This window comes from Pigmentiphaga aceris (assembly GCF_008119665.1).
GTDB classification, from domain to species: Bacteria; Pseudomonadota; Gammaproteobacteria; order Burkholderiales; family Burkholderiaceae_B; genus Pigmentiphaga; species Pigmentiphaga aceris.
Map to the genome: position 1 here is coordinate 4625009 of NZ_CP043046.1, position 22015 is coordinate 4647023.

Below are 22015 nucleotides of genomic sequence, written 5' to 3' on the forward strand. Positions count from 1 at the left end.
GTACTACTTTGCTGCCCAGCCCAGCTGGTAGTAGCGCGGGATGCCATCGGGCGATGGCACGTATTGAAGTCGCTTGTCGCTGACGTAACCCACCACAATGGTGTGCATGGGCACGAAGTAGGCACGTTCGGAGGCCAGCTTGATCGCGCGGCCATAGGCGGCTTTGCGGGCGGCCGGGTCGATGGCATTGTCGGCGAGCTTCACGATGTCACGAATCTCTGCGTCGTAAAAGCCGTCTTGCGGACTGAAGTTGAAGAAGGCGCTGAGCGACGCCGAGGTGTCGAACATCGAGGACGATCCCCAGTCGCCATACCAGAGGTCCAGCTTGCCTTCGCGCCATTTGCTGAAGCTGGCGCGCGATTGCAGCATTTCCAGGTTGGCGTCGATGCCCACCGCCGCCAGATAGGCTTTGACGGCCTCGGCACGCGGCTTGTCGCGGAACGAAGAAAGACTGACCTTGAATCCCTTGGGATAACCAGCCTGGGCAAGCAGTTCGCGGGCTTTTGCCGGGTTGTAGTCGTAGGTCACGGCAGCGGCTTCATCGCAGCCAAACTGCAGCGGATGGCACAGCGTCGTCAACAGGCGACCTTCCCCGCCCAGCAAGGTGTCGACGATTTTCTTGCGGTCGATGGCGTGGTTGATGGCCTGCCTGACCTTCACGTCTTTCAGCGGACTGCTTTCCCCGCTGGCACGGCCACGTGCATCCAGCAAAATCGTAGCGATGGTCAGCGTCGAACCAAACTGGGATTTCAGATTCGGGACTGCTTGCAGCTGATTGATTTGATCGGCCGATACATTCCAGGTCCAGTCGACGCCACCGCCCATCAATTCGGCAATACGCGTGGACTCATCGGGAATCACGCGAACGGTGATGCGATCCAGTTTGGCATTTCCCTTGGCACCACCAAAATACGCCTTATTCTTTTCGAGAATATATTCATTCCCGCGTGCGGAAGCCAGTTTGAAAGGACCGGTCCCAATAGGCTGCTTGCCAAAAGCGGGCTGGCCGACTTTCTCGAAATATGCTTTGGGGAAAATCGACAGCGAACCCGAGATGAATTCAAGCGCAGCGGGGAATGCCGCCTTGGAAACGATGCGAACTTTATGGCTGTCCACCTTTTCCACCCGCTCGATCCAGTCTAGCCAGCTGGTGGAACGCGCGCCGGAATCAGGGCGGGCGTAATGGGTCAGGGTGAAGACCACGTCGTCGGCCGTGAAGGCGTCGCCGTTGTGGAAGGTCACGCCCTGGCGCAGGTCGAATTCCCAGGTCTTGTCGTTGATACGCCGCCACGCCGTGGCCAAGGATGCGGTGTATTCGCCGCTGGCCAGATCACGTTCGATCAAGGTGTCGAATATCTGTTTCGACGCAACGATACCTTCGCGCGCGGTGCTCAGATATGCGTCGAAACTGGGCATTTCTTCGGTTAAGGCGATGACCGCAGTGTTGTCTTGCGGGCCTGCGTACGCAGCCGCCGATAAGCCTAATGTGGCAACCAGTGCGCACTGCAATAGGGTTTTGTTGAACATGAGAATATCGGTGGCCGGGCGATTGAAGACGGCAGATAGTAGAACAACAGGTTATGAAAGAGCGCGTTATGTTTAGCCGATTTAGCTATGTCCATATTCCAAAATAATAATCATGTGGCGAACCTTTGTTTGCCATAATCGCGCCTCGTTTTTTGCGCCGTGGTTCATCTGGTCAGCCACTGAATCCCAGGTGCGCGCACCCTGTCCAGGAACTCAGAAATGTCAGCTGTTGAATTCGCGCTCGATGATGCCGTTACCGAAGCGGGGGTATGGCGCCGTCATTTTCACGCCACACCGGAACTGCGTTACGAAGAGCATGCAACGGCTGCGTTTATCGCCGACAAGCTGCGCGCCTTCGGCTTCGATCGGGTTGAAACCGGCATCGGTAAAACCGGGGTGGTGGGCCTGCTGAAAGGCAAGCGCAGCGGCCCCGGTCGCAATGTGGGTCTGCGCGCAGACATGGATGCCTTGCCGATTCTGGAAGCCAACGAGGTCGCGCACAAATCCACCAACATTGGCGTGATGCACGCCTGTGGGCACGACGGCCACAGCGCAAGCCTGCTTGCCGCAGCGCGCTATCTGTCGGTATCGCGCGATTTCGCTGGCAGTGCGGTGTTCATCTTCCAGCCTGCGGAAGAAGGCGGTGCCGGCGGCAAGGCCATGATCGAAGATGGCTTGTTCGATCGCTTCGAAGTGGACGAGGTCTATGGCTTGCACAACATGCCCAACCTTGCGCTGGGCAAGTTCTCGACCACAGTCGGCCCCGTCACCTCGGCGTCGGACCGTTTTGCGATCGAGATCGAAGGACGTGGCAGCCATGCGTCGCGTCCGCAGGAAGGCATCGATACGGTGATCGTGGGCACCCAGATCGTCAACGCCTTGCAGACCATCGTGTCGCGCAACGTGCACCCGCATGAAAGCGCGGTGGTGTCGGTCACGATGTTCCAGGCCGGCCAGACCGACAACGTGATCCCGCAGACAGCACTGTTGCGCGGTACGGTCAGGACCTTCAATCCCGCAGTTCAAGACCTCGTCGAACGGCGTCTGAAAGAGGTGGTAACAGGTGTGGCGGGCCTGTTCGGCGCGCAGGCCACGGTCACCTACCTGCGTGACTACCCCGTCACCTTCAATCACGCGGAAAGCACGGCGCACGCGGTACGTATTGCTCAGGGCTTGGTGGGTGCGGCGTCCGTCGAAGCGGCCATGAAACCTGTCATGGGCGGCGAGGATTTCTCGTTCATGCTGCAAAAGAAGCCGGGTGCGTTCGTCTTCTTCGGCAACGGCCCGTCGTCCGGCCTGCACACGCCTACCTATGATTTCAACGATCAGGCAATTGCGTCGGCTGCCGCATTCTGGGTGCGCCTGGTTCAAGACCGCACTGCCGCATGAGCCTGACCCGGCATCCATCATTGGCGCATTGGGGGGCTTTCACGGCGGTTGTCGAGTCTGGCCGCCTGATCAATTGCGAGCCTTTTGACGCGGACGCATCCCCATCCCCGATGCTGGGGTCGATTGCCGAAATGGTGCACTCGCCGCTGCGGGTGAAGCGTCCGTCGGTGCGTCGCGGCTGGTTGATCGAGAACAGCGGGGAAAAAGGCGATGGTAAGCACAATCACAACCGCAACCGTGAAGGCGACGAGTATGTGGAAGTATCCTGGGACCACGCGCTGGATCTGGTTGCCGGCGAACTAACCCGCGTGCGCCGTGACCACGGGCCTGGCGGAATATTCGGCGGATCTTATGGCTGGTCGTCAGCCGGGCGCGTGCATCACGCCCGCAGCCTGATCCGCAGGTTCCTGTTCCAAGGCGGCGGGTGCGTCGATCAGGTCGGCAACTACAGCTGGGGCGCTGCACAGTTCCTGCTGCCCCACGTCATCGGCACGACAAGCCCGGTAAGCGGGGATGTGACCGATTGGGCCAGCGTGCTTGGTCACACTCGCCTGATCATCGCCTTTGGCGGCATGCCTTTGAAGAATGCTCAGGTCACCTCGGGTGGCGCGGGGCTGCACAACCTGCCCGGCTGGCTGGCAAAGGCCCAGCAGGCCGGTATCGCACTCGTGGTGGTCAGCCCCACACGCGCAGATATTCCCGAGGGCGTTGACGCGCTGTGGGTACCCATCCGGCCCAACACCGACACCGCGCTGATGCTGGGCATGGCCCACACCTTGTTGTCGGAAGGACGGCATGACGCGGCATTTGTGCAGAGCCATTGCGCAGGCTTTCCAGAATGGGCCGATTATCTGCAAGGCAGACACGACGGGCAGGTCAAAGATGCGCAGTGGGCCGCTTCTATCACCGGCATCGCACCCGACACCATCGTGTCCTTGGCCCGCCGCCTGGTTGCCCAGCGCAGCCTGCTGACAGCAGCATGGGCGCTGCAACGCGCCGAACATGGCGAACAACCGTATTGGGCCGTCATTGCGCTGGCTGCGTTGGTGGGGCAGATCGGCCTGCCGGGTGGCGGTTTCGCCTTCGGTCATGCCTCGCTCAACAATATCGGCCAACCTCGTCGCCCCCTGCCCGGCCCCGAAGTTCCGGTGCCTGCCAACCCGGCCAAGCTGGCCATTCCCGTGGCCCGCATCACCGACATGCTTCTGGCCCCTGGCGCACCGTATGCGTTCAATGGTGCCGAGTATCACTACCCGGACATCAAGCTGATCTACTGGGCGGGGGGCAATCCGTTCCATCATCATCAAGACCAGAACCGTTTGCGGCAGGCCTGGCAAAAGCCCGAGACCATCATCGTGCACGAGTCGTGGTGGACACCGCTTGCACGCCGCGCCGACATCGTGCTGCCCGCCACCACCTCACTTGAACGCTGTGACGTGGGTGGCTCGACTCGTGACCCTTACGTTTTTGCCATGCATCGTGCACTGGAACCGCAGGGCGAGGCACGCAACGATTTTGATATCTTCGCCGCCCTGGCACGCCGTGCCGGATTTGAAGACACCTTCACCGCCGGGCGCGACGAAATGGCGTGGTGCCGTCATGTGTATGAGGGCATGCGCGCCGGGTGCGCCGACAAGGGCGTGAAGCTGCCCGAGTTCGACGCCTTCTGGGCACACGGGCACGCCGAGCTGCCGCCACCCGAATCCGACTACGTGCTGTTCGACGCGTTTCGACGCGACCCCATCGCTCATCCGCTGAAGACGCCTTCGGGGCGGATCGAACTGCACTCAAAGGTCATTGCAGGCTTCCGCTACGACGACTGCCCCGGCCACCCCGCGTGGTTGCCGCCCCGCGAATGGCTGGGTGCCAAGCTAGCCAACAAATGGCCGCTGCACCTGCTGAGCAATCAGCCCAAGCACCGACTGCATAGCCAGATGGACCCGACGGTCTTGTCGCGTGAAGGCAAGATCAATGGCCGTGAGCCGATTGCGATCCACCCCGATGACGCCGCGAAACGTGGCATTGCAGACGGCGATCTGGTGCGTGTGCATAACGATCGCGGCGCATGCCTGGCCGGTGCCCGACTTGATGCAGGCCTGCTGCCCGGCGTGGTGATCATGGCCACCGGCGCATGGTCCGACCCAGACGGCAGCCTGGATCGCCACGGCAATCCCAACGCGTTGACTGCCGACATCGGCACGTCGCGCCTGGCCCAAGGGCCGAGTGCTCAATCGGCCTTGGTAGATGTCGAGCCGTACACTCAGCCCGCACCCACGATGCGCGCCTGGGATCTGCCCGATGTGCACCCAGCCGACCCGACCCATATTTGATTTTTCAGGAGAACACGATGAGTGTCCAAGCATTGGCACCGGTAGATGCCACTGACGTGCAACAAGTTCGAGATTGGTTCAAGGCCTTGTCCGACCAGGTTCAGGCGGTGGATTACGCAGCCGCCCGATATCTTTTCGCCGACGATTTCGTGGCCTTCGGCACCTTCACCAATTTCGTGTCAGGCCAGGCACTTGCCGAAAAGAACCAGTGGCGCAACGTGTGGTCCACCATCGACGGTTTCACATGGCGTCTGAATGACATTCACGCCTTCGTGTCGCCCGACCGCCTGTTTGCCGTGGGCCTGGCAGTATGGGATTCGACCGGCTACCACCCCGACGGCAAACCCTTTGATCGTCCGGGACGCGCAACCGTGTCGTTTGCACGTGAAACCGTGGGCGCGCCGTGGGTAGCCACCCACACCCACATGTCGCTGTTCCGGGACACGCCCAGCGTGTCCCACGGCAACAAGCCCGTAAAGAGCTAAGACCGCGCTTAGGCCAGGTGCTGCTTGAGGTGCGCGACCACATCATCGCGCGCCTGGCGTGCCTGCGGCAGGATGCGTGTCATGGCAATGAACCCGTGCGGCACGCCAGGATACACGCGCGGCACGATTTTTTGACCGGCCGACCCAAGTCGCTTGGTCAGATTCAAGGTGTCATCCAACAAAGGATCGAGCGCCGCCGCCAGCAGCAACAGCGGCGGTAGATTGCTCACGTCTGCGTACAGCGGTGCCACGCCGGGATCTTGCCGGCTGTCGGTGTATTGATCCCAGAACCAGTTCAGTTTCTCGGTGGACAAGCCGAAACGCCCGTCGCCCAGATCCCGGTGCGAATCAGAATCGTGATTGGCCGACAACATGCCGTAAACGATGACGCCGGTCTTCACAAACGCATCGGCCTCGTCGCGCAGGCGCAGCAAGGCATTGAGCGCCAGATTGCCACCTGCCGAATCACCGCCGACCGCAATGCGCTCGGCATCCAGACCCAGCACATCTGCCTGATCGCGCAACCATTTCAATGCGCCAATGACCTGCTCGATCGCCACCGGATAACGCGCCTCGGGCGACAGCGCATATTCAAGTCCTACCGTGACGATGCCCGCATCGTTGGCGATTTCGCGCTTCCAGCGATCCAGGCTGTTGATATCGCCCTGCGCAAACCCGCCGCCATGCACGTGCAGATAGGCAGGCAACGCAGCACTTGCGGTTGATGCGGGGTAATACAAACGCACCTTCACCGGATGCGCCAGGTGCGTCAGTTCATGCTCGACGATGCGGCCAACGTCAGGCACCGGTTCGTTCAGAAAACGCTGGAAAATTCGATTGGTTTCGCGCGACTCGGCCAGCGGCTGGGTCAGCACGTTCGATGCAGCAATACCTGCTGCCTTGACCTGTGCCTGCGCCTCTTTCACCTCGGGAGCGAGTGTAGGCACGGTGGTGTCTGCCTGTTGATTCATAGCGTGAGCCTTGGAAAGATGGAAAATGTGGATTCAGAACGTGCCGCGATAGTCGCCGCCGTCGATCAACAGATTCTGGCCGGTGATGAAGCCGGCGTGCGCAGAGCACAAGAACGCGCAGTAATTGCCCAGTTCGTCCGGGTCGCCGAAACGCTTGCTGGGGTTGCCGTCTGCGCGACGCTGCCAGATCGTGTCGAAGGATTCCTTGCCTTCCTCGGCAAGTTTTTCGACGTGATGAATCTGCGCGCCCGTGGCAAAGATGCCGGGCAGCAGATTGTTCACGGTCACATTGCGATGCGCATGCTGGCGGGCAATGCCGGCAACGAACCCCACCAGCCCGGAACGCGCGGCGTTCGACAACCCCAGTTCGGCGTGGGCCGCCTTCACGCTGCGCGACACGATGTTCACGATACGGCCGAAGCCGCGTTCGGCCATGCCATCGAAGGTGCCGCGAATCATCTCGATGGGGGCCAGCATCATCAGATCGATGCCGCTGATCCAGTCGTCCCGATTCCAGTTGCGGAAGTCGCCCGGCGGCTTGCCGCCAGCGTTGTTCACCAGGATGTCGGGGTTTGGGCAGGCACCCAGCACGGCGGCTCGGCCATCCGGGCTGGTGACGTCGGCGGCAACGATGTGCACAGTTGCCCCGGTATCGTTGCGGATGGCATTGGCGGTGTCTTGCAAAGTCTGCGCATCGCGCGCCACGATGGTGAGCTCAACCCCTGCGCGCGCCAAGGCATACGCACAACTTCTTCCCAAGCCCTTGCTCGCGCCAGTAACCAGGGCGCGACGCCCTGCGATATTCAAATCCATGTCGTTTCATGCCGGCAAACTACGGTCATGAAGCTTAGGCAAAACCGACAGACTTGCCAAGCGCGCTTAAGCCTGAATATCGGTTTTACGCGGTGTTTTTATTATTCTATGAGCATCAGGCCTGACCTCAGATTTTGGCATCACCACTTGGTGGCGCATATTGCTCAATCACCTGCTGCTCGGTAAGCATTGGCGTCTTATTAGCTAATGCGTAATACGCAGGTTTCTTGTCGATGTATATCTGCGTCGCAATTTCAAAATCGTCGGATTCGAATGCCCCGGCAGGAACGAAGTATTCCCCCGTTGCCAGCAGCTTGTAGTACAGATGGGTTCCGCATTGCTTGCAAAAGGCCCGCTCTGCCCACTCCGAAGAAGCGTAGACAGCGATCTGATCGGTTCCATTGAATGTAACGTTTGGCCCGCAATGCGCAGCAAGCAAAGGCCCACCGCCCCACCTGCGGCAAAAACCACAATGGCAGGCCCCGATTTCTTTTGCTTGAGCTGCGGAGAAGCTGACCGCACCGCATAAACAATGACCATTCATATACATATTCCTAGTAGAGATTAAGCAGAATCTTATCTCTGATTGGATGCCATACATACGGTACGAACCCTTGCGAGCCGACGCCTGCCGCGCCGGGCTGATCAAGGAATTGAAAACAGAGAATCGACACGATTATTTATTGCGACTTGCAGATACAACATCGCCACGCGCCCCTGGCGGGATCACCAGACGCGGGCTTCACGCGTCTTCGTCAATAGCAGAACCAAGTCGTCTGCCAAGCAGCAAGCACTCCATTGCTGCAATAAAGGAATGTCCGCCCAGGTAGAGCTTGCCGTCCGGGTAGGTATAGAAATAGTACGCACCGCCATCGGCAACCAGCACCATCATGTGATTGTGGTGAGCTTCGGCCACAGCAAACAGCGATGGCAAGGACTTATGCCAGTCAGCGACTTCCTCGTGTTGATCCGTGTGAGGCGCAGAGAAAAAGCACACGTCGCTGCTTGCCATCTCTTCCCCTCGCCCGCACTGCCCCACTTCCAGTCCGCCGAACTCACGGAAAATTGACTGGGCAATGTCAGCGGCGGTATGGCCTGCGCCCAGCACATTGCAAGACTCGCGGCTGAAGCCGGCGTTTTCGAACAAGGGGCGAATGCTTGAGGGGATGGGGGTCATTGGTTGGGTCTCGGGTTTGGGGCCAAATCAAACAGCCATCACAAAGAAAAACCGCAAGAAAAAAGCCGCTAACTCGTGAGAGCTAGCGGCTTTTCAAATTTGGTGCCCGAGGCCGGAATCGAACCGGCACGCCTTGCGGCGGGGGATTTTGAGTCCCCTGCGTCTACCAATTTCACCACCCGGGCAGGTTGCAGTCATTGACGGTTCGGAACCAAGTCCAGGCCATAGGTTTGTAAGCCACCTACTGCCACCACCAACTGCTGAGATGCGTTGTTGCGCACCCCGTGAAGCCACGCATTATAAGCATGAATTTGCCACTTCGTCACGCCGAACGCATTGAAGCGGTATCATTGCCGGCTTTTCTCAGGATTCTGCTGCCGTGCCTGGCCTTACCGTTGACGATTTCGACTATGTCCTGCCGCCGGAGCTGATCGCCCAAGCGCCCGCTGTGGAGCGTAGGGCCAGCCGCCTGCTGCACCTTGACCCCGCGAGCCTGCTGCATGATCGCCAGTTCGCCGATCTGCCGTCTCTGCTTCGCCCGAACGATTTGCTGGTGTTCAACGACACCCGCGTGATCAAGGCACGCCTGTTCGGGGAGAAATCCAGCGGCGGCAAGGTCGAGATCCTGGTGGAGCGCATTGTCGAGACGGACCGTGCCCTGGTACACATGCGCGCCAGCAAGTCGCCCAAGGCGGGGGCGCGTCTGCGTCTGTCGAATGCGTTCGACGCCACGGTGCTGGGCCGCGCCGGCGATGGCGGCGATCTGTTCGATTTGCGTTTTGCAGGCCCGGTGCTGGAATTGCTGGAAAAGCACGGCCAGACGCCCTTGCCTCCTTACATTACGCACACGCCCGACCAAGGCGACGATGCGCGTTATCAGACGGTGTATGCCCGTGAGCCGGGCGCGATTGCGGCCCCGACCGCAGGTTTGCATTTCGACGCGGATATGCTGGCCACGCTGAAGGCGCAGGGCGTGAACACGGCGTTTGTGACGCTGCACGTGGGCGCAGGCACCTTCCTGCCGGTTCGTGTGCAGAATCTGACTGAACACGTGATGCACAGCGAGCTGTATACGGTCACGCAGGAAACCGTCGATGCGATCAATGCTGCCCGTGCTGCTGGCGGTCGGGTGATCGCGGTTGGCACGACCAGCGTTCGTGCACTGGAATCGGCTGCGACCGCAACGGCGAAAACGCGCGCAAGCGTTGCTGCCCATCCCGCCTTGGACGGGACGAGCACCCTCCCCCGCCCGCCCGCCACGCTGGACGCGCAGTCTGGTGATACGCGTCTGTTCATCACTCCTGGCTTCACTTTCCACGTGATCGACGCGATGGTCACGAACTTCCACCTGCCCAAGTCGACGTTGATGATGTTGATCTCCGCCTTGGCTGGTACCGATGCAGTCAAGGCTGCCTACGCGCATGCGGTGGCCGAGCGCTACCGTTTCTTCAGCTATGGCGATGCCATGCTGATCGAGCGCCCTCTGATTGCGCCCCAAACTTCTGCAGGACAAGCATGAACGGTCTGACGAACGGTCTAACAAACGACAACGAGAACAAGGCCGGCAACGCGCCAACCAACGGTCTGAGTTTCGAACTGCTGGCCACTGACGGCCTGGCCCGCCGCGGGCGCATGACGCTCAATCACGGTGTGGTCGAGACCCCCATCTTCATGCCGGTCGGCACCTACGGCACGGTCAAGGCCATGGCCCCGAACGAGCTGGTCGAGATCGGCTCGCAGATCGTGCTGGGCAATACTTTCCACCTGTGGCTGCGTCCGGGCACGGAAATCATGGACGCCCACAAGGGCCTGCATGGGTTCATGCAATGGAACAAGCCGATCCTGACGGATTCGGGCGGTTTCCAGGTGTTCAGCCTGGAAGGCCTGCGCAAGATCACGGAAGAAGGCGTGAAGTTCGCCTCCCCCATCGACGGCACGCGTCTGTTCCTGACGCCGGAAGAATCGATGCGCATTCAGCGCAGCCTGAATTCCGACATCGCCATGGTGTTCGACGAGTGCACCCCATATATGGTGGGTGACCGTCCGGCCACGACCGAGGAAGCGGCGAAATCGATGCGCATGTCGATGCGCTGGGCGCAGCGTTCCAAGGACGAGTTCAATCGTCTGGAGAATCCCAATGCCTTGTTCGGTATCGTGCAGGGCGGCATGTACGAGCCGCTGCGCGACGAATCGCTGGCCGGGCTGACCGATATCGGTTTCCATGGCTATGCCATCGGCGGTCTGTCGGTGGGTGAGCCCAAGGAAGACATGCTGCGCATCCTGGACCATGTCGGTCCGAAGCTGCCGCAGAACGCCCCGCGCTACCTGATGGGCGTGGGTACGCCGGAAGACCTGGTCGAAGGCGTGACCAAGGGCATCGACATGTTCGACTGCGTGATGCCCACCCGCAATGCCCGCAACGGCTGGCTGTTCACCCGTTTTGGCGATGTGAAGATCCGAAATGCGCGATATCGCGCAGATATGGCACCGCTGGATGAAACTTGTGGCTGCTATACGTGTCGGAATTTCACTCGCAGTTACCTGCATCATCTGTTCCGCTCGAACGAGATCCTCGGCGCGCGGTTGAATACGATCCACAACCTGTATTTCTACCTGGATCTGATGCAGCAGATGCGAGACGCGATCGGTGGCGGTACCTTCGCTGCCTGGCGCGCTGCTTTCGCGGCAGATCGTGCGCGTGGTGTCTAGCGCTTACGGTCAGCTACAATCCCACGCTTAACTAGACGCAAGTCATTGATTACGGAGACAAAATGTCGATTTCTTCCACGCTCGGCGCGGTCGTTGCTCAAGCGGCGCCTGCCGCCGGCGGCGAAAGCGCGCTGATGGGCATGTTGCCCATCGCCCTGATGTTCGTTGTGCTGTATTTCCTGATGATTCGTCCGCAGATGAAGCGTCAGAAGGAACAGAAGGCCCTGATCGCCGCGCTCGCCAAGGGCGAAGAAGTCATTGCCGCTGGTGGTCTGGCTGGCCGCATTACCAAGGTTAGCGATGCATTCATCACGCTCGACATCGGCCGCGACGAGAACAAGCCGGTCGAAATCGTGGTGCAGAAGGCTGCTGTGGCTACCGTGTTGCCCAAGGGCACGCTGAAGACCCTGTAATCGACTGCGGTGGCAGCCTGACGAATCGTCATGGCTGCCCGTGCACGCTTAAAGAGGCGGGCCGGCTTGTCCGGCCCCTTCGTTCGAAGGGCCCGTGCAATGCCCGGGCCCTTCTCGTGTTTGTCGGCGCGCCGATCGTGGGCGTTTCCGAATCTGGATGACACATGAATCGCTATCCCCTTTGGAAGTACATCATGATCGCCGTGGCGGTCGTGATCAGCATCCTTTACACGCTGCCGAATTTCTTCGGTGAGTCGCCCGCGGTCCAGGTGTCCAGCGCCAAGACAACCGTCAAGGTCGATCCGGCAATGATGACGCGCGTCGGACAGATCCTCGACGCCGCGAAGCTGACCAACACCGGTTTGTATTTCGACCAGAATGGCCCGGTTGGCACGGTGCGTGCCCGCCTTCAGAACACCGACGCCCAGCTGCGTGCCAAGGACTTGCTTGAGCGCGAGCTGAACCCGAATCCGACTGACCCCAGCTACATCGTGGCGCTGAACCTGCTGTCGGCTTCGCCGTCCTGGTTGACCGCCATCCATGCGCTGCCGATGTACCTTGGTCTGGATCTGCGTGGTGGTGTGCACTTCCTGCTGCAAGTCGACATGAAGGGCGCGCTGACCAAGCGTTATGACTCCCTGACCAGCGACATTCGCACGCAACTGCGCGACAAGAACGTGCGCAACGCCGGCATCAACCGCGTTGGCGACACGATCGAAATCGTGTTCCGTGACGACGACTCGCGTGGTCGTGCCCGTGACGTGCTGCGTGACAACCTGCCCGACCTGCAAGTGGTCGAGCAAAATGCTGGCACCGACTTCAAGCTGATCGGCTCGCTGACCGCAGCGTCCGTGAAGGCCGCGCAAGACAGCGCACTGCGCCAGAACATCACCACCTTGCACAACCGGATCAACGAACTCGGCGTGGCCGAGCCGATCATCCAGCAGCAAGGTGCCGATCGTATCGTGGTGCAGTTGCCGGGCGTGCAGGACGTGGCCAAGGCCAAGGACATCCTGGGCCGTACCGCCACGCTGGAAGTGCGTCTGGTCGACGATTCACCTGAAGCCCAGGCCGCATTGGCGGGCGGCACCGTGCCGTTTGGCCTGGAGCGCTACAGCGAACGTGATGGCCGTCCGGTACTGGTGCGTCGTCAGATTGTGCTGACCGGTGAAAACCTGCAGGATGCCCAGGCCGGCTTCGACAGCCAGAGCCAGCAGCCCGCTGTTCACCTGACGCTCGACGCCAAGGGTTCGCGCATCTTCCGCGACGTGACCCGCGACAACGTCAACAAGCGCATGGCCATTCTGCTGTTCGAGAAGGGCAAGGGCGAAGTGGTGACGGCTCCTGTGATCCGTGGCGAAATCGCTGGTGGTCGCGTGCAGATTTCCGGCAGCATGACCTCGGCTGAAGCTAGCGACACCGCACTGCTGCTGCGCGCAGGTTCGCTTGCTGCGCCGATGGAGATCATCGAAGAACGCACCATTGGCCCGAGCCTGGGTGCCGACAACATCAAGAAGGGCTTTGACGCCACGATGTACGGCTTCATCGCCGTGTCGGTCTTCATCATCGTCTACTACATGCTGTTCGGTGTGTTCTCGGCCATTGCGCTGTCGGTCAACCTGTTGATGCTGCTGGCCGTGCTGTCGATGCTGCAAGCCACGCTGACGCTGCCGGGTATCGCGGCTATTGCCTTCACGCTGGGCATGGCCATCGACTCCAACGTGCTGATCAACGAACGTATCCGCGAGGAACTGCGCAACGGGGTAACGCCGCAGCAGGCCATCCACCTTGGCTTTGACCGCGCGTGGGGCACGATTCTGGACTCCAACATCACCACGCTGATCGCCGGTGTGGCGCTGCTTGCCTTCGGCTCCGGCCCGGTGCGCGGCTTCGCGGTGGTCCATTGCATCGGTATCGCTACCTCGATGTTCACGTCTGTGATGGTCTTCCGCGCCATGGCCAACCTCTGGTACGGCCGCAAGAAGAAGCTGACGAAGCTGTCGATCGGCACCGTCTGGAAACCCACTAAGGTCTGACATGGAATTTTTCCGCATTCGAAAGACCATACCGTTCATGCGGTATGCGCTGATCCTGAACCTGATCAGCCTGGTCACCTTCCTGGCCGCCGTCTTCTTCATCGCCACCAAGGGCTTCCACCTGTCCATCGAGTTCACCGGTGGCACGGTGATGGAAGTGGCCTACCCGCAGGCTCCCGAGCTGGACAAAGTCCGCACGGTGATCTCGGGCCAGGGCTACAGCGACTTCCAGGTGCAGAACTTCGGCACCTCGCGCGACGTGATGATTCGCCTGCCGATTCAGGCGGGCAAGGAATCCGCCACGCAAAGCCAGGAAGTGCTGGCTGCTCTGAAGGTCGCGGATCCAACGGTGGAACTGCGCCGCGTGGAATTCGTCGGCCCGCAGATCGGCAAGGAACTGGCACATGACGGCCTGATGGCGCTTGCCTTCGTGGTGATCGGCATCGTGATCTACCTGGCCTTCCGCTTCGAGTGGAAGTTCGCACTGGCCGGCGTGGTCGCCAACCTGCACGACGTGGTGATCATTCTGGGCTTCTTCGCGTTCTTCCAGTGGGAGTTCTCGTTGCCGGTGCTGGCGGCCATTCTGGCGGTGCTGGGCTACTCGGTGAACGAGTCGGTGGTGATCATGGATCGTATCCGTGAAAACTTCCGCAAGTACCGCAAGGCCAGCGTGAAGGAAGTGATCGACAGCGCTATTACCGCCACGATCTCGCGCACGATCATCACCCACGGCTCGACCCAGTTGATGATCCTGGCCATGCTGTTCTTCGGCGGTCCGACCCTGCACTACTTCTCAATGGCCATCACCATCGGCATCTGGTTCGGTATCTATTCGTCGGTGTTCGTGGCGGCATCCATCGCGATGTGGCTGGGCGTGACCCGCGAAGACATGATCAAGCCGGTGAAGAAGGAAGGCGAGAAAGGCGGCGAAGTGGTCGGCTGATGTCGGTCGCGGCAAGCGTGCGCCACGCGCCGTTTGCCGACTTGCCGTAGAAGACCCCACCAGGACAGCCCCCTCCAAAATCAGGGGGTGCTCCGCTGGATCGAACGGGCTGGTTCCGGGTTTGTATCGGAACCAGCCCGTTTTTCATTTCAGCTTGGGGAAGGCCCTGAACCGGCGATGATGCATTTCAAGAGTGGGACGCATTCTCATCACAAGGTAAGATTCCGGTTTCCTTGATTTGTCAGTCTGGACACAGCCCTGCCTGGGAAGGCCTGTTGTTTAAGACCGTGGCCGGACTGTGCTGACCCGCTATTACCGAGACTTGCTGAACTTCTGCCTGCGCAAGGCCAGAGACCGCGACACCGCGGCCGATCTGGCGCAGGAGAGCTTCGCACGTGTGCTCAAGATGCAGCAGGCTGGTCAGGCCATCCTCAGTCCAGCGGCCTTGTTGCGCCAAGTTGCCACCACCGCCAAAATCGATCTGGACCGCCGCACGGCTGTGCGACAAGCCGACAGCCTCGACGACCTTGACGACCTCAGCCATCCCGCCGGGCCGCGTCACCTGCAGCCAGAAGAAGCCTACGCATCTTCGCAGGCGGTACAGGCTTATCTCCAGGCCATCGACACCTTGCCGCCCCGCTGCCGGGAAGCTTTCAGCCTGTATGTGTTCGATGGTCTGTCCAAGCAGGAGATCGCCGACCGGATGGGCGTGTCGCTCAGCATGGTCAAGCAATATGTGACCCGTGCCAAAGCCGTGTGTGAAACATGCAGGCAAGCGCTGGCTGCCACGGAAAATGCCGACAAGCCGAAACCATGAGCCACTATCGCGTTTCTTCAGGTGTCCGTTCGACCGGACCTGTGCGCTTCCATTCCTGAGATGAGTCATCCCACGCCCCCAGTTGCGCGCCCCGACGCCTCATTCGATGAGGAGCGGGAGATGCGCGAGCACGACGCCTTCATGCGCACGCTCGATCCGGCGATCGCGGCGGCGGCCGAGTGGCATACCCGCCGGGAAGATGGGCTCGACGCCACTGATGAGGCGCAATTCCAGCAATGGCTGGCTGCCGACCCAGCCCATCTGAATGCCTACCGTCAGTTGGACCAGGGCTTCACCGTCTTGCGCAGCCTGGGGGACGAGCAAGCTGCGCAGCGCCGCGCGCAATCGTTGCCTGAGTCCGTCGCCTCGGCAGATGCCCCCACAGACATTCCTGCCACGACTCGGCCGCGCACCAATCGTCGACCTGCGCGGTCGCGCCTGGCCTGGCTCATGCCCAGCCCGGCTGCACTCGTGCTGGGATGCTTGCTGCTCCTGTCTGCGGGCATTGGCTGGCATTTGTGGCACGAGCCAAGCTTCACGCAGCACTACGCCACCCAGGCGGGGCAGCGCATCACCACCACCTTGCCGGACGGCAGCGAACTGGTGCTGGATGTGAAGACACGAGCCGAAGTCGCCCTGTACCGGGACCGACGCGAAGTCCGCCTGGACGAGGGCCAGATGATGTTCACGGTCTCACCAAACCCGGCCAAGCCCTTCCGCGTACTGGCCGGCCCCGCCAGCATCACCGTCGTCGGTACCCGTTTTTCGGTGCGTTACGACACCACCGGCAGCAAGGCGGGCACCGTGGAAGTTGCCGTCGAGGAAGGCCGGGTGGCAGTCGATGGCACCACCTCCCTCGCCACGCGCATCGGAACGATGCTGGGTGCCGGCCAGGCGGTTCAGGTCACCGCAAACGGGATCGTCGGCGAGGTGGCTGCCGTACCGGTCTCCAGCGTGGCGCCGTGGCGCAAGGGACAACTGCGCTTCTCCGATACCCCGCTGTCCCGCGCCATCGAAGAGATGGAGCGTTACGGCCCCACCGGCCTGGTGGTCACGGACCCGAAGGTGGCCGATCTGCGCCTGGGCGGCAGCTTCGAGATCGCCCGCCCCGATACCCTGGCCCAGGTACTTCCGCGCATCCTGCCGGTGAAACTCAGGCCTCGCGACGATGGCAAACGGGAAGTCGTTGGCACGCGTTGAAGACATCAAAAAAATTTAGCCGACCGAGGTGTCCGTTTCAGGGGGGTGTGCGTCTTTAACGGTAGTGGGAATTGTTTTCGTTCTCTTTGCCATCCAAGGAAGCCACCTTCATGCGTTACCCGCAGTCCACTCGTTTCCACCCAGCGCCGCTGGCGCTTGCCATTGCCCTGGCGCTGTCCGTGCCCGCATTGGCTCACGCGCAAGCCATCACGGACGCACGGCCCATTGCTCTTTCTATTGCCGCACAGCCGCTGGGCGATGCGCTGAACGAACTGGGTGCCGCCCTCGGCATGTCCTCCGTGGCGTTTTCGCATGTGCTCGTTGCCGGCAAGACGGCACCCGCCATCCAGGGATCGATGACTGCCCGGCAAGCGCTGGATCGACTGTTGGCGGGAACGGGCCTGGTTGGCACCATCAGCAACGGCGTGCTGACCGTGCAGCAGGCACCGCAGACTGGCCCGGCCACGCTTGCGCCGGTGACGGTCACCGCGCCAGTTGGTCACGACGATGCGACTGAGGGCACAGGTTCGTATGTCGCCCAGTCCTCGACCGTCGGCAGCAAGATGGGCCTGTCTCTGCGCGAGGTGCCGCAGTCCGTGTCGGTGGTCACCCGCCAGCAGATCGAGGATTTGGGCCTGACGACGCTGCCTGACGCCCTCAAGGCCATGCCGGGCGTGACCGGCTTCCAGGGTGCCATGCTGACCGACCGGGCGCTTGCACGCGGTTTCGAGGTCGGCATGACCAACATGCGGGTGGACGGCGGGGCAGGCGTCGATCGCGGTTACGGCATCGACAACGACATGGCGTTCTACGACCGCGTGGAAGTGCTGCGGGGTGCCGACGGTCTGTTCGGCGGCAACGGCGAGCCTGGCGGTGTCATCAATCTGGTGCGCAAGCGTCCCACCCGTGAAACCCAGACGATTGTTCAAGCCCAGTATGGAAGCTACAACTTCAAACGTGCCGACATTGATGTGAGCGGGCCTTTGACCGAGGACGGTCGCATACGCGGTCGTGCCGTCCTGGCCCGCGAAGACAAGCGTTTCTTCTTCGACGTGGCCGAGAGCGAACGTACCTTAGCGTACGGCATTCTGGAAGCCGACCTGACGCCTGACACTACCGTGACCCTGGGTGCCAGCTACGTCAAACGCGACTCGTCCGTCCAGGGTTACGGCCTGCCCCGTGCCAGCACCGGTGAAGACCTCAGACTGCCGCATACTATCTTCCTCAGCGGTGCCAATGACCACGCTGACAAAAGTATCAAGACGGTCTTCGGGCAAGTCGCCCATCGTTTCAACGAAGACTGGCGGCTGGACCTGGCCGTGAACCACGAGCGCGCCACGCAGGATCGATACGACCACTATTTCTTCGGTGCCCCGAACCTGAACACCGGTTACGGCACCTACAGCAATGGCACCAACCTCCAGAACGAGACGTGGCAAAACAGCTCGTTGGATGCATCCCTGAAAGGCCGCTTCGGGCTGCTTGGACGCCAGCATGACGTGATACTCGGTGCCGACTGGTCACGCTTTAAACTGGACACGGATTTCCTGCGGCACGAGCCCTATGTCACCGCAAGGATTCCCAACATCTACGCGTTCGACCCCTACGATTACCGTCAGCCGTCGTCTCCGATGACGATGTACCGGCGATACAGTCTGCCTCAGCAACAGGCCGGCATCTACGGATCGGTCCGGTTTCACGTCACGGATCCCTTGCACCTCATCGCAGGCGGCCGCCTGAGCCGTTATCACTACCGCTTTGAATTCAACAGCGTGAACGCCAGCGGCACACCGACGAGTACCTCAATCACCGACTACCGCGATGAGAATGTCTTCACTCCCTACCTGGCTGCGACCTACGACCTAAACCAGACCTGGACTGCCTACGCCAGTCTGGCTGAGACCTTCAAGTCCCAAGCCAGCTCCCTGGCGGGACCGGAACCTGGACGTCCGCTGGATCCGATCACCGGCAGGAATTACGAAGTCGGCGTCAAGGGCAGTCATCTGGGAGGACGACTGCAAAGTGCGTTTGCCTTCTATCGCATCAATAGAGAGGGCGAAGCCGTACGCGACCCCAACTACCGCGCCAGCAATGGTCCGATGGGCAGTAGCTGCTGCTACCTGGGCACGGGTCAGGTGGTAAGCGAGGGCTTCGATGCCGAGCTGAGCGGCGAACCCCTTCGTGACCTGCACGTCTCGCTGAGCTACAGCTACAACGACAACCGCAACGAAAACGCGGCGGGGCAACCGCGCTTCAATGGCCTGAACCCCGAGCACTTGGTCAAGGCTTTTGCCTCGTATCGTCTCCAGGGTTCCCTGAGCCGCTGGAAGCTTGGCGGCGGCATCACCGCGCAAAGCAAGACCTTTGTGAACGATTTCGCGTATGTGCGAAATGGCGATGGCACGGTCAGCAACCAGACCGCCCCATACCGCTTCATCCAGCGTGGCTACATTCTGGCGAGCGCCCACCTCGATTACACGATCAACAGCCGGTGGACGGCGTCGTTGAACGTGAACAACCTGTTCGACAAGCGGTACTACAGCACCATTGGCACGCTCGACTACGGCAGCTTCTACGGTACGCCTCGCACAGCCATGCTGACCCTGCGCGGCCGCTTCTGATCTGAACTAAGTCTTAAAAAAAGCGCCCGCACCCGGGCGCTTTTTTCTATGCTCTGGGTTTTCCCGCTGGAAGACCAAGCATGTCCGTTTCAGGCAAACGCATTCGCGTGTGGGACCTTCCCACGCGCCTCTTCCATTGGCTGCTGGCCACCTGTGTGATCGGTGCCTTCGTCTGTATCAAGGTAGGCGGCCTGTGGGTCGACTACCACTTCCTGTTTGGCTACGCCGCGCTGTCGCTGATTCTGTTCCGCCTGATCTGGGGCATTGTCGGCCCGCCGCGCGCCCGTTTCATCAACTTCGTGCGCGGCCCGGCAACGGTATGGGCGTATCTGCGTGGCCGCCTGCCCGACCAGCGTGGGCACAGCCCGCTAGGTGCCTTGTCAGTGGTGGCGATGCTGCTGGCCTTCAGCTTTCAGACGGTCAGCGGCCTGTTCACCAACGACGACATCATGAGCGAAGGGCCGCTGGTGGCACGAATCTCGAAAGAGACCTCGGATTGGATTTCCAGCCTGCATCATTCCAACGAATGGATCATGATCGGGCTGGTCGGTCTGCACATCGCCGCAGTAGCGTATTACGTGCTGGTGCAACGCAAGCGCATCGTGACCGCGATGATCACAGGCGACGACACCGCTTTGCCCGGCGATACCCGCGAGTCGACACCGGATAACGCTTCAGTCAGGGTACGTGGGCTGGTGGTGGCGCTGGTATCGGTGGGGATTGTGTGGTCGATTGTGCGTTTTGGGCCGGGCGGGTTCTGAATAAAAAAACCCACCAGCCAATGGCATGGTGGGTTTGATCGAGCCAGGCTAGAAGCCTGCGTCTACTCAAACCGGATCAACGATTCCGGAAGCTGTCGTGGCACGCCTTGCAGCTTTGTCCCACGGCACCGTAGGCAGCCTTCACCTGGGCCAGATCGCCGCTCTTGGCAGCATCGTCAAGCTTGGCCATGGCGGTTTGCATATTGGTTGCCGCTTGCTGGAACTTCGGCGTTTCTTTCCAGACGTCGTCACGCGCCTTGCCACCCTCGGTACCCGGACCAAAGGCTTCCCAGGGCAAGGCGGCCAGCTGCGTCAACAGGGCCGTCTGCTTCTGCACGGCAGCAGCATCGAACGGTGCCTGTTCACGAACCACCGGGGCCAGGCGACCGAACTGGGTGCCCAGCACGGACAGCGCCGATTGGCGGTACTTGATTGCGTCTTCAGGCTTCGCAAACGCGGACTGCGCCGATGCCGACGTGGCACCCAGCACAAGCAAGAGCGAGGTACAGGCCGTGGTCAGGATATAAGCGGTTCTTTTCATCGACATTCCTTGTAGAAAGAGGCTTGGGCAGACACAAGCATCAGAAAGGGGCAACTGAAGCGCACGGCTTCCGCACATGCGCATCCTACGGGCAAAACATGGCTTTTTGCTACCCCACCCTACCCACGGACTTGTCACTAGCTTATGGCACGCTGTGTCGGTCCTGAGCAGCTACGGTCAGACCGCGCACGATATGTTCAAGCAAGGCGCGGGCGGCAGGCGAAATCGGGCGGCCAGCCCGGCTCACCACGTGCAGCCCACCTTGGTTCAGCAACACGTTCTGCATGGGCAATGCGGCCAGCTCAAGGCTGGCCAGATCGCCAGGAATAGCCACGGTCGGCATCAGTGCATAACCAATGCCGGTGGCGGCGAACTGCCATAGCGCCTTGAACGAGGACGTCGTCAACACGTTGCGCAACCGGATCTGCTCACTGATTTCGGCGGCCTGAATATGCTGGCGCACCCCAAACCCTTCCTGCATGGTCGCGCCGGGATAAGGCATCAGGTCGGCCAGTGTCAGCGGCTCGCGTTGCCGGGTCAGCGGATGATCGCGACGCACAATGGCGCGTATGGGTTCCGGCCGGGAGTAATGCGTGTGCAGACGCGCATCCGCCGGAGGCTCGAACACCATGCCGATGTAGGCACGTCCATCGATAATGCGCTGGGCAATCTCCGTGGTGCGGGCAACATCGATATCCAGCGTCACTTCCGGGTAGCTCAGCCAATAGCCGCGCAACACCTGAGACACCAGCAACTCGATGAAACCTTCCCCCACCAGCAGGTCGACGTGACCACGTTCGGCGTGACGCAGGCTGTCGATCTCGGCGAAGAAGTGCTCTTCGTTGTTCTGCCGCCGTTTCAGGTGGGCAGCCAGTACCAGACCCGCCTCGGTGGCCACCACGCCACGACCGCGCCGTTCCAGTAGCGGGATGCCGCAATCGACTTCCAATGCAGCAACTGCCCTGCTGATCGCGGATGGGTCCATGTTCAATGCCTCGGCTGCACCTCGGACCGAACCGGTACGAATCACCTGCATGAAGTATTGGCTGCGCCGACTGTCGAGTTTTTCGTCCATCCAGACATTCCTTGCAGAACAACCGCCCGCTCGGCGGGCAGAAAATAAAGTCCTGTGGCATCTGGCACACACGGAAATGCGGCTTGCCAGGGAACCACACATCGTTGCATTTTACGCAACGGTTCGTGTCATTGGTTGTCATGGATGCATGCACGCCGATCGCCGACAATTGCGCGCCGCGGTCGATCCCGAATTCGACCGCAAGAC

General features: G+C 60.9%; 19 protein-coding genes and 1 tRNA gene. 12 read left to right on the forward strand and 8 right to left on the reverse strand.

Annotated elements, in window-relative coordinates; translation table 11 throughout:
• Window positions 1-3: 3 nt before the first annotated feature.
• Window positions 4-1527: an ABC transporter substrate-binding protein gene (locus FXN63_RS20070; RefSeq protein WP_148816924.1), complete on the reverse strand. Its 1524-nt coding sequence runs from the start codon at window positions 1525-1527 to the stop codon at window positions 4-6.
• Window positions 1528-1746: 219 nt separating this feature from the next.
• On the opposite strand from FXN63_RS20070, the gene FXN63_RS20075 reads away from it, so the two are divergent.
• Genes FXN63_RS20075 through FXN63_RS20085 form a run of 3 tightly spaced genes read left to right on the forward strand, consistent with a single transcriptional unit; the run spans window position 1747 to window position 5731 of the window.
• Window positions 1747-2916 (forward strand): M20 aminoacylase family protein, encoded by a 1170-nt coding sequence (locus FXN63_RS20075; protein ID WP_148816925.1) that lies wholly within the window; start codon window positions 1747-1749, stop codon window positions 2914-2916.
• On the forward strand, window positions 2913-5246 hold the full coding sequence (locus tag FXN63_RS20080; RefSeq protein WP_148816926.1) for a molybdopterin-dependent oxidoreductase: 2334 nt from the start codon (window positions 2913-2915) through the stop codon (window positions 5244-5246). The genes FXN63_RS20075 and FXN63_RS20080 overlap by 4 nt, the downstream gene beginning before the upstream one ends.
• 17 nt (window positions 5247-5263) lie before the next feature.
• A complete protein-coding gene (locus FXN63_RS20085; protein ID WP_148816927.1) occupies window positions 5264-5731 on the forward strand; it encodes a YybH family protein in 468 nt (155 codons plus the stop codon).
• 8 nt (window positions 5732-5739) lie between these two features.
• Here FXN63_RS20085 and FXN63_RS20090 read toward each other — a convergent pair whose 3' ends face one another.
• The 5 genes from FXN63_RS20090 to FXN63_RS20110 all read right to left on the reverse strand — a co-directional run bounded on the left by FXN63_RS20090 (window position 5740) and on the right by FXN63_RS20110 (window position 8877).
• Window positions 5740-6702 carry an alpha/beta hydrolase gene (locus FXN63_RS20090; protein WP_148816928.1) on the reverse strand — a complete coding sequence of 321 codons (963 nt, stop codon included), beginning with the start codon at window positions 6700-6702 and terminating at the stop codon, window positions 5740-5742.
• A 33-nt stretch (window positions 6703-6735) separates the two neighbouring features.
• Window positions 6736-7515 (reverse strand): SDR family oxidoreductase, encoded by a 780-nt coding sequence (locus FXN63_RS20095; RefSeq protein ID WP_148816929.1) that lies wholly within the window; start codon window positions 7513-7515, stop codon window positions 6736-6738.
• A gap of 127 nt (window positions 7516-7642) precedes the next feature.
• Window positions 7643-8059 (reverse strand): GFA family protein, encoded by a 417-nt coding sequence (locus tag FXN63_RS20100; RefSeq protein ID WP_148816930.1) that lies wholly within the window; start codon window positions 8057-8059, stop codon window positions 7643-7645.
• A 198-nt stretch (window positions 8060-8257) separates the two neighbouring features.
• The gene (locus FXN63_RS20105; protein ID WP_148816931.1) at window positions 8258-8692 is read right to left on the reverse strand and encodes an SUKH-3 domain-containing protein; all 435 of its coding nucleotides are present in this window, start codon (window positions 8690-8692) and stop codon (window positions 8258-8260) included.
• A gap of 100 nt (window positions 8693-8792) precedes the next feature.
• Window positions 8793-8877, reverse strand: a tRNA-Leu gene (locus FXN63_RS20110).
• 161 nt (window positions 8878-9038) lie between these two features.
• Between FXN63_RS20110 and queA the strand changes: the two genes are divergently transcribed.
• The 9 genes from queA (at window position 9039) to FXN63_RS20155 (ending at window position 20192) form a co-directional block, all read left to right on the forward strand.
• Window positions 9039-10211 carry a tRNA preQ1(34) S-adenosylmethionine ribosyltransferase-isomerase QueA gene (gene queA / locus FXN63_RS20115; RefSeq protein WP_425468743.1) on the forward strand — a complete coding sequence of 391 codons (1173 nt, stop codon included), beginning with the start codon at window positions 9039-9041 and terminating at the stop codon, window positions 10209-10211.
• Complete coding sequence (gene tgt, locus FXN63_RS20120) at window positions 10208-11401, forward strand: tRNA guanosine(34) transglycosylase Tgt (RefSeq protein ID WP_148816933.1); 1194 nt, start codon at window positions 10208-10210, stop codon at window positions 11399-11401. Before queA ends, tgt begins: the two co-directional genes overlap by 4 nt.
• A 62-nt stretch (window positions 11402-11463) precedes the next feature.
• Complete coding sequence (gene yajC / locus FXN63_RS20125; protein ID WP_148816934.1) at window positions 11464-11814, forward strand: preprotein translocase subunit YajC; 351 nt, start codon at window positions 11464-11466, stop codon at window positions 11812-11814.
• A 164-nt stretch (window positions 11815-11978) separates the two neighbouring features.
• On the forward strand, window positions 11979-13850 hold the full coding sequence (gene secD, locus FXN63_RS20130) for a protein translocase subunit SecD (RefSeq protein ID WP_148816935.1): 1872 nt from the start codon (window positions 11979-11981) through the stop codon (window positions 13848-13850).
• Window position 13851: 1 nt separating this feature from the next.
• Window positions 13852-14793, forward strand: a complete 942-nt coding sequence (secF, locus tag FXN63_RS20135; protein ID WP_148816936.1) for a protein translocase subunit SecF — start codon at window positions 13852-13854, stop codon at window positions 14791-14793.
• Between the two features lie 298 nt (window positions 14794-15091).
• A complete protein-coding gene (locus tag FXN63_RS20140; protein ID WP_148816937.1) occupies window positions 15092-15610 on the forward strand; it encodes an RNA polymerase sigma factor in 519 nt (172 codons plus the stop codon).
• A gap of 120 nt (window positions 15611-15730) precedes the next feature.
• A complete protein-coding gene (locus FXN63_RS20145) occupies window positions 15731-16810 on the forward strand; it encodes a FecR family protein (protein ID WP_246164908.1) in 1080 nt (359 codons plus the stop codon).
• Between the two features lie 110 nt (window positions 16811-16920).
• Window positions 16921-19431: a TonB-dependent siderophore receptor gene (locus tag FXN63_RS20150; RefSeq protein ID WP_148816939.1), complete on the forward strand. Its 2511-nt coding sequence runs from the start codon at window positions 16921-16923 to the stop codon at window positions 19429-19431.
• 80 nt (window positions 19432-19511) lie between these two features.
• On the forward strand, window positions 19512-20192 hold the full coding sequence (locus FXN63_RS20155) for a cytochrome b/b6 domain-containing protein (protein WP_148816940.1): 681 nt from the start codon (window positions 19512-19514) through the stop codon (window positions 20190-20192).
• A gap of 76 nt (window positions 20193-20268) precedes the next feature.
• Here the strand turns inward: FXN63_RS20155 and FXN63_RS20160 are convergent, their stop codons facing one another.
• Together FXN63_RS20160 and FXN63_RS20165 are read right to left on the reverse strand one after the other, a co-directional pair.
• Window positions 20269-20733, reverse strand: a complete 465-nt coding sequence (locus tag FXN63_RS20160) for a c-type cytochrome (protein WP_148816941.1) — start codon at window positions 20731-20733, stop codon at window positions 20269-20271.
• Between the two features lie 142 nt (window positions 20734-20875).
• Complete coding sequence (locus tag FXN63_RS20165; RefSeq protein ID WP_148816942.1) at window positions 20876-21808, reverse strand: LysR family transcriptional regulator; 933 nt, start codon at window positions 21806-21808, stop codon at window positions 20876-20878.
• Window positions 21809-22015: the final 207 nt, after the last annotated feature.